Genomic DNA, 5,844 nt, shown 5'->3' on the forward strand with positions numbered 1-5,844 from the left:
GCGTCGAAGCCGTAGCCGGCGTTCACACCGATGTAGAAGCCGGTCCAGGTGAACACCGGCACCGGCGTGAACACCGGCGGCGGCGCCGCGCGGCGCGGAAGGTCGGCGGCGGACGCCGCGGCGGTCAGCGCAGTGAAGGCGGTCAGGGAGGCGAGGAGCTTGGTCATCAGGGTGATCCGGGTTTCGATCTGGTGATAAGACTACCAAGCTCTGAGCAGAATAGCTGTAGTTTTACGGACACACAGGCTCGCGACGTCGGAGAAAACATAGTAAACGGCCGATTAACTCCGGGCGGATCTGTTAAATACTGTTGAAGTTCTGGCGGGGTGCTCGGGGCCTGCGCCCGAGGCGCATGCATCGGTCCGCGGCGAGGCCGCGCGGGCGGCCAGGGGGCGACGCGCCGACAGTCCTGCGGGCGGCGCTGCCGGCCGCCTGAGCGGGGAGGGTTCGTCATCACTGTGGGTGCGCCGCGGACGACCCTGGCGCCGCCCGCGCCGGATCCGTCCGGCGGTAACATGGGATCGAGAGCCGGCGCTTCGGCGCCGGCGGGGTGACACCGAGCCGGCGGACGGCGCGCGGGGACCTGTCCGGTGGTCCCCGCGTCCGCGGCCGCGCTAACCCGTCCGGTCGCGCCGGGTGATGTGCTTGACCAGTTCGGCCAGCTTCTCCTCGGCCTTCTTCAGCGCCACGCGCGAACTGTGTCCGGGCGGCGTTCCGTCGGCAGCCTCGCGAAGCTTCGCGATGGTGTCCTGGGTATCCTCTACCTCGGTATCGAGCGCGGCACGCTCACCGGATCTATCGATGGCCATATCGATCCTCCAGGTGTTCTGCCCCTGGCGGCCGCCAGGGCGCCACGACCTGAGGTAAGGCGGCATCCCGACCGTGGCGAGCTTCGCGGGCCTCGCCGGAGGCCGTTTCCGACACGGATCCGGGTTCGGCGACCCCGTCGCCGCCTGTGCGCCACGGCACGCCGCAGCGTGATCCCGGCGCCCGCGGACGGCGTTCTACCGTCACACACACCGGAGACCGCCGCCATGCTGATCCTCAATCCCCTCACCGGCCAGACGGTCGACGTGCGCGTGCCCTGCCCGCAACCCGGGAAGGCGTGAGGAACGGCGTGAGCCCGCCCCCGTGCGGGCTCACGCCGATGCGCCCCGGGGCCCGAGTGCGCCCTCCCCGGTCGCGCCGGCGGCCTCGGTCTCACCCGCCCGCAGGTTCGGCGCGCCGGGTGCTGCGAGCGCTCACAGGGAACGCGGGGGCCGGCGCGCCAAGCGATCGGCCTCCGCCTGCCACGCGTCGCGCTCGGCCTGAAGCGCCTCGATGCGGGCGTGGAGATGGCCGGCGTCGATGGCGGTCTCCATCAGCATGTCCTGCGCGGTGGCGAGCTGCTGGCGCAGCTCGGCGTTCTCGGTCGCGAGCGCGAGGAGCAGGGCCGCCACGTCATCGCTCATCCGGGCCCCTGCGCCGCCACCGAGCCGGCGCGTTTAGCCCCGGCACGACCGGGCCACAACCGCCCCGCGGGCACACCGGACCGATCGCCGCCCCGGGCCGCGCGCGTCAGGCGGCCTCGTCGGACAGGAGGCGCCCGACGTAGTGGCGCCCGACCGACTCGATGACGGGCGCGAACAGGCTGGCCATCCAGGGCACCAGCGCCTCGACCTCCAGCGCGTCATCCGCCACCTGGATGGCGACGTGCGCCGACTGCCCGTAGCCGCTACCCGAGAAGGAGCGGCGATTACTCAGCCAGTCCTCGGCCTCGACGCGGATCTTCTCCGCCTCCAGGCGGCGGAAAGCCCAGTCCATGTGCAGGTCGATGCGGCGGCGAACCTCGGCTGTCCCGAGGTCGTGCGGGACGGTGATCGTCAGGCGCTTCGGCATCGGAATCTCCTCGCGGGCAAGCCCCGTGAGGTGCGGCCGGAAGGTTAACACCCGGTGATCGGCGCCACCCGATCGATGCGCCGGGCAAACCGCCGGCGGTTAGTACCGGACCGTGCGGACGCCGCCGGCCCCACCGCTCACGACGCTCCGGATGACTTCCTTGGTCGACGGGCTGATCCCACCGTCACCGCGCAGCCGGCGCCCGTCCGCCCGGTCGAGGCGCGCGACGTCGTCGGAGCATCGCTCCAGGGCGCGGCGGACCTTGGACGACAGCGGCCCGCCGCGTTCCGCCGGGGCGCCGGCCATCTCGAACCGCAGGCAGGACGCCAGATAACCTTTCAGGTCGTCGAAGGCGGCGGCCTGGGCCCCCGACGTCAGGACGATGAAGATCAGGGCGGATCGGGCGAGCATCACGCGCTCCAGGGAAAGCGGTCCGCGCGGACAACGCGCGAGCGGGGCGTTGGTCCCGGAGGCCGCGCCCTCGCGGCCGCCGCACTCAGCCGCTGCGGCGGGGCGCCTGGGCCGCGTCGCGCCGCTGGTCCTGGGTTCCCCGACACTGCACGTATTCCGGCGTTCCCGGCTCGGCGCCGTAGCCCCGGCAGATCGCGTCGTCCTTCGCGGCGACGTCCGCCTCGCTCATGAAGAGCTCGCCGCGGCCAGGCCGGTTCGCCGCGTTGCAGGCCGTCAGGGCCGTGGCCGCGATCGCCAGAACGATGATGTGCTTCATGGGACTCCTCGCCGCCGATCAGCACCACAGCGGCGGGACGCTGTCGATGACGCTGTCGACGACCCGGCCGCGGCGTCCACAAGCCGTCGGTCGACATGGTTATCCAAGGATGGCCGGACCTTCGGCGCCGCGCCGCGGTCCCGGCCGTCCACCGCACGGGACGGGGCCAGCCCGGCATGCAAGCCTGACGCCGCCGTGACCGGCGGTCCATGCGGGGCCGGCATGTCGTGTCGCCGGTGCACCGGCGGCGCAACGCCGGCTAAGCATCTGCCTCTGCATCCTCCCAAGGCAGACCCATCTTCGGCCCCGCCGGCAGCGCCGCGCGGGGCCTTTTCGTGCGCGGATCCGGAAGGTTGGCGCTCCGCCCGCGGGCGAGACCCTGCGCGCCGGGCGCGGCCGGACACGACGATCGGCGGCGCACGATGACGACGGGTGTCGGAAACCGGGTCCGCGCTCCCGCGTTCGGGCACGGAGGCCCGTGCGTGAGGCACAGTCGGGCCGAGATGCCAAGGAGCACATGATGCGTCATGCCCTCTTCGCCATCTTCGCGCTGGTCGCGGCGTCGCCCGGTTCGGCGCAGACCAGCACCGGTCCCGCACCGATCCGGCAACCCGGACCAGCCCAGCCGGTGACGCCGGGCACCCCGGTCGGAACCGTCGTCGTTCCCGGCGGCAGCCAGAACAGCGGTCCGGGCAGCACCGCCGTCGTCGCGCCCACCGGGACGGGGGCGACGACCATCACGACGGATTCGGCCGCCGGCGGGAATGCCGGCCAGCCGGAGCGCGGCGTACCCCAGGTCGGCAAGGGGAGCGGGGACGGCAGCGGCGGCAGCTGATCGCCGGACCCCGTCCTGAGGATCCGTCCCGCCCCGTGCCGGATCGGGGTGGGACAGGTGGATCGCCCCACCGCCGGCATCCCGACGCGGCGGGCGGCGGCGCGCGGGCGCTGGACCATCGCACCGTTGACCCGCGGCCCGGGACCGCCCGTCGCCGGGGAGGGATGATCCCGCGCCGCGTTCAATGCAGATGCCGAGCAAATCTGTTGCGGGCCATCGAATTTTGATCGCTGTGTCTAGCTCAGGTTCTTCTGCCAATCTTAGATAATGATCGGCTGCCAAATAATTGGTATCAACATACCGGTAAAATTTATTTCCGTTTCATCGATGCGGTGTTCGCACTCTCACGTTATAAAGATACTGTAGATTTAAAGTGACGCCGCCGCGCGTCCGTCGGAGATCGATTTGGCGGATCCGGAATTCGAGGGTGGAAGGTTCGGGCCGAACGGCAAGAGATCGATGCTCCGGCAGATCGCGCACGCCCTCGGCGTGCCCGAAGACGCTTTCCTCGACGAATCCGAGGCGCTCGCCACGATCGACATGACGGGGGAATTGCTGCGCGTCTGGCACGCGCTCACCCTGTCGGACCGCCGTTTGCTGCTGCAGATGGCGCGCGGGATGATCTCCCGCGGCTAGAACGGCCACGGCTCCTCCTGCGGCCCCGGCGCCGTCCGCTCGCCCGGCGCCACGAGGTCCACGATCTCGTCGAGCGGCTGCGTCACCCGGATCGTTCGCCCCGCCGCGGTGATGAACGTCTCGTTGCGCATCAGGTCCGTGTCGCTCAGCGCCTGGACGCTCGTCACGCGCAGCAGGTGCCGGCAGCCGTCGCCGTCCTGCACCTGGAGGAAGTTCCCGACCCGCCGAACCGCCGACATGGCGCTCTCCCGCCCCGCTGGTGATCTGTGGCCTAGGCGCCCTGCAGGCTCTCGGCGAAGTCGTCGGGGATCTCGCCCCACTGGCCGAGGATCGTGACGCCCTCCAGCTCGCCGGTCTCGTCGTCGGCCACCACCTTCAGCGCCGCCGCGCCCGGCATCCGCCTAGCCATGTTCTCGGCCTTCTTCACCGCCCCGCTCTCGGTCTGCGCAGGCTCCTGCCGGGCCGGCCGCAGCCGCTTCCGGTGCAGCTCGAAGGGCTGCACCACGAACGCCGTCCTCATCGCCATCGTCGTCCTGCACCCCGGTTCGTCACAGGTTCTCCACAGACCGCACGGGCCGCCCAAGGGCGCGCCACGACAGGAGTTTTCGAGCCGTATCCACACGCGTCCACGGGGCCGGAAGAAAAGTCTCGCCCGCAGATTGTGCCCGGCCCGCCCGTATGATCTGTTCCGCTTTCGTTCTAGCATGGCGAGGCCGCGGGTGCACCTCTCCCGGATCGACGCGCGGCGGATCTCGGGCGCCGATTCCGTCAGCGGGCCGGCGCCGCACCGGCCTCCCCGCGCCTGCCCGACGGGCGTTGGGCAAGGCGGCCCGATCATGCCACCGGGTCATACCAATGTATGGCGCCGGCCCGCATCCGTATAAATGTAAGCCTCCGTCGCGATCGCTACACTTTCCGTCATTCAGCAGCACAGACGGAGAGTTGTCATGACGGAATGTGCCAAGGGAACTGCTCTGATCACCGGCGCTTCGGGCGGGATCGGCGCGATCTATGCCGAACAGCTCGCCGCGCGCGGCCACGATCTCATCCTGACCGCCCGGAACGCGGATCGCCTGGAGGCGGTCGCCGAGACGGTGCGCGGGGCCTCGGGCCGCACCGTCGAGGCGCTCGCGGCGGACGTCAACGACCGTGCCGGTCTCCGGCGCGTCGAGGACCGGCTGCGGAGCGACCCGGCGATCACCCTCCTGGTCAACAACGCCGGCTTCGGCTCCGCGGCCCCGCTGCTCCAGGCGGATCCGGACGAGATGGAGCGCATGATCGGCGTGAACGTCACGGCCGTGACGCGCCTCGCCTTCGCGGCGGCGCCGGCCTTCGTCGCGCGGGGGCACGGGGCGATCATCAACGTCGCCTCGACCGTCGCCCTCAATCCCGAACTGCTCAACGGCGTCTACGGGGCGAGCAAGGCCTACGTTCTCGCCTTCACGCAGGCGCTCCAGCACGAACTCGCCCCCAGGGGCGTCCGGATCCAGGCGGTCCTGCCCGGCGCGACGGCCACCGAGTTCTGGACCGTGGCCGGCGTCGGCGGCCACCGGAACCTCCCGGCCAGCATCGTCATGACGCCGTCCGACCTGGTCGCGGCCGCGCTCGCGGGGTTCGATGCCGGCGAGGTCGTCACGATCCCGCCTCTGGAGAACGGCGCCGCCTGGTCCGCGCTGGACGCCGCGCGCCTCGAACTCGCCGCCCAGCTCGGCGCGGCGACGCCGGCGAGCCGGTACCGGACCGCGCGCGCCGTCGCCGCCCGGGGGTC

The 5,844-nt window shown here is 71.4% G+C and carries 10 protein-coding genes; 3 read left to right on the forward strand and 7 right to left on the reverse strand.

What is annotated here, in order from left to right; genetic code table 11:
- Positions 1–614: 614 nt before the first annotated feature.
- The 5 genes from ACLBYE_RS29125 to ACLBYE_RS29145 all read right to left on the reverse strand — a co-directional run bounded on the left by ACLBYE_RS29125 (position 615) and on the right by ACLBYE_RS29145 (position 2,605).
- Positions 615–809, reverse strand: a complete 195-nt coding sequence (locus ACLBYE_RS29125) for a hypothetical protein (RefSeq protein ID WP_020094731.1) — start codon at positions 807–809, stop codon at positions 615–617.
- A gap of 432 nt (positions 810–1,241) precedes the next feature.
- On the reverse strand, positions 1,242–1,451 hold the full coding sequence (locus tag ACLBYE_RS29130) for a hypothetical protein (protein ID WP_447696827.1): 210 nt from the start codon (positions 1,449–1,451) through the stop codon (positions 1,242–1,244).
- Between the two features lie 106 nt (positions 1,452–1,557).
- On the reverse strand, positions 1,558–1,878 hold the full coding sequence (locus tag ACLBYE_RS29135) for a polyhydroxyalkanoic acid system family protein (protein WP_447696828.1): 321 nt from the start codon (positions 1,876–1,878) through the stop codon (positions 1,558–1,560).
- A gap of 99 nt (positions 1,879–1,977) precedes the next feature.
- Positions 1,978–2,289, reverse strand: coding sequence for a hypothetical protein (locus ACLBYE_RS29140; protein WP_100253040.1), 312 nt, complete (start codon positions 2,287–2,289; stop codon positions 1,978–1,980).
- A gap of 85 nt (positions 2,290–2,374) precedes the next feature.
- Entirely contained in the window at positions 2,375–2,605 is a 231-nt protein-coding gene (locus ACLBYE_RS29145; RefSeq protein WP_020094727.1) for a hypothetical protein, read from the reverse strand.
- Positions 2,606–3,125: 520 nt separating this feature from the next.
- On the opposite strand from ACLBYE_RS29145, the gene ACLBYE_RS29150 reads away from it, so the two are divergent.
- Positions 3,126–3,440 carry a hypothetical protein gene (locus ACLBYE_RS29150; RefSeq protein ID WP_447696829.1) on the forward strand — a complete coding sequence of 105 codons (315 nt, stop codon included), beginning with the start codon at positions 3,126–3,128 and terminating at the stop codon, positions 3,438–3,440.
- 459 nt (positions 3,441–3,899) lie between these two features.
- The gene (locus tag ACLBYE_RS29155; protein WP_447696830.1) at positions 3,900–4,076 is read left to right on the forward strand and encodes a hypothetical protein; all 177 of its coding nucleotides are present in this window, start codon (positions 3,900–3,902) and stop codon (positions 4,074–4,076) included.
- Here the strand turns inward: ACLBYE_RS29155 and ACLBYE_RS29160 are convergent.
- Together ACLBYE_RS29160 and ACLBYE_RS29165 are read right to left on the reverse strand one after the other, a co-directional pair.
- A complete protein-coding gene (locus ACLBYE_RS29160; RefSeq protein ID WP_020094724.1) occupies positions 4,073–4,315 on the reverse strand; it encodes a hypothetical protein in 243 nt (80 codons plus the stop codon). The two genes, ACLBYE_RS29155 and ACLBYE_RS29160, sit on opposite strands and share 4 nt — an antisense overlap.
- 32 nt (positions 4,316–4,347) lie before the next feature.
- Positions 4,348–4,602 (reverse strand): hypothetical protein, encoded by a 255-nt coding sequence (locus tag ACLBYE_RS29165; RefSeq protein WP_020094723.1) that lies wholly within the window; start codon positions 4,600–4,602, stop codon positions 4,348–4,350.
- A 421-nt stretch (positions 4,603–5,023) separates the two neighbouring features.
- Between ACLBYE_RS29165 and ACLBYE_RS29170 the strand changes: the two genes are divergently transcribed.
- A partial coding sequence (locus tag ACLBYE_RS29170) for an SDR family NAD(P)-dependent oxidoreductase (RefSeq protein ID WP_447696831.1) occupies positions 5,024–5,844 on the forward strand: 821 nt, incomplete at its 3' end.

The organism is Methylobacterium sp. A52T, assembly GCF_053346095.1.

What these genes read in the sequence shown, in the direction of transcription:
- ACLBYE_RS29135 (WP_447696828.1), bottom strand. Translation starts at nt 1,878, where the DNA reads ATGCCGAAGCGCCTGACGATCACCGTCCCGCACGACCTCGGGACAGCC.
- ACLBYE_RS29165 (WP_020094723.1), bottom strand. Translation starts at nt 4,602, where the DNA reads ATGGCGATGAGGACGGCGTTCGTGGTGCAGCCCTTCGAGCTGCACCGG.
- ACLBYE_RS29160 (WP_020094724.1), bottom strand. Translation starts at nt 4,315, where the DNA reads ATGTCGGCGGTTCGGCGGGTCGGGAACTTCCTCCAGGTGCAGGACGGC.
- ACLBYE_RS29150 (WP_447696829.1), top strand. Translation starts at nt 3,126, where the DNA reads ATGCGTCATGCCCTCTTCGCCATCTTCGCGCTGGTCGCGGCGTCGCCC.
- ACLBYE_RS29125 (WP_020094731.1), bottom strand. Translation starts at nt 809, where the DNA reads ATGGCCATCGATAGATCCGGTGAGCGTGCCGCGCTCGATACCGAGGTA.
- ACLBYE_RS29130 (WP_447696827.1), bottom strand. Translation starts at nt 1,451, where the DNA reads ATGAGCGATGACGTGGCGGCCCTGCTCCTCGCGCTCGCGACCGAGAAC.
- ACLBYE_RS29155 (WP_447696830.1), top strand. Translation starts at nt 3,900, where the DNA reads ATGCTCCGGCAGATCGCGCACGCCCTCGGCGTGCCCGAAGACGCTTTC.
- ACLBYE_RS29145 (WP_020094727.1), bottom strand. Translation starts at nt 2,605, where the DNA reads ATGAAGCACATCATCGTTCTGGCGATCGCGGCCACGGCCCTGACGGCC.
- ACLBYE_RS29140 (WP_100253040.1), bottom strand. Translation starts at nt 2,289, where the DNA reads ATGCTCGCCCGATCCGCCCTGATCTTCATCGTCCTGACGTCGGGGGCC.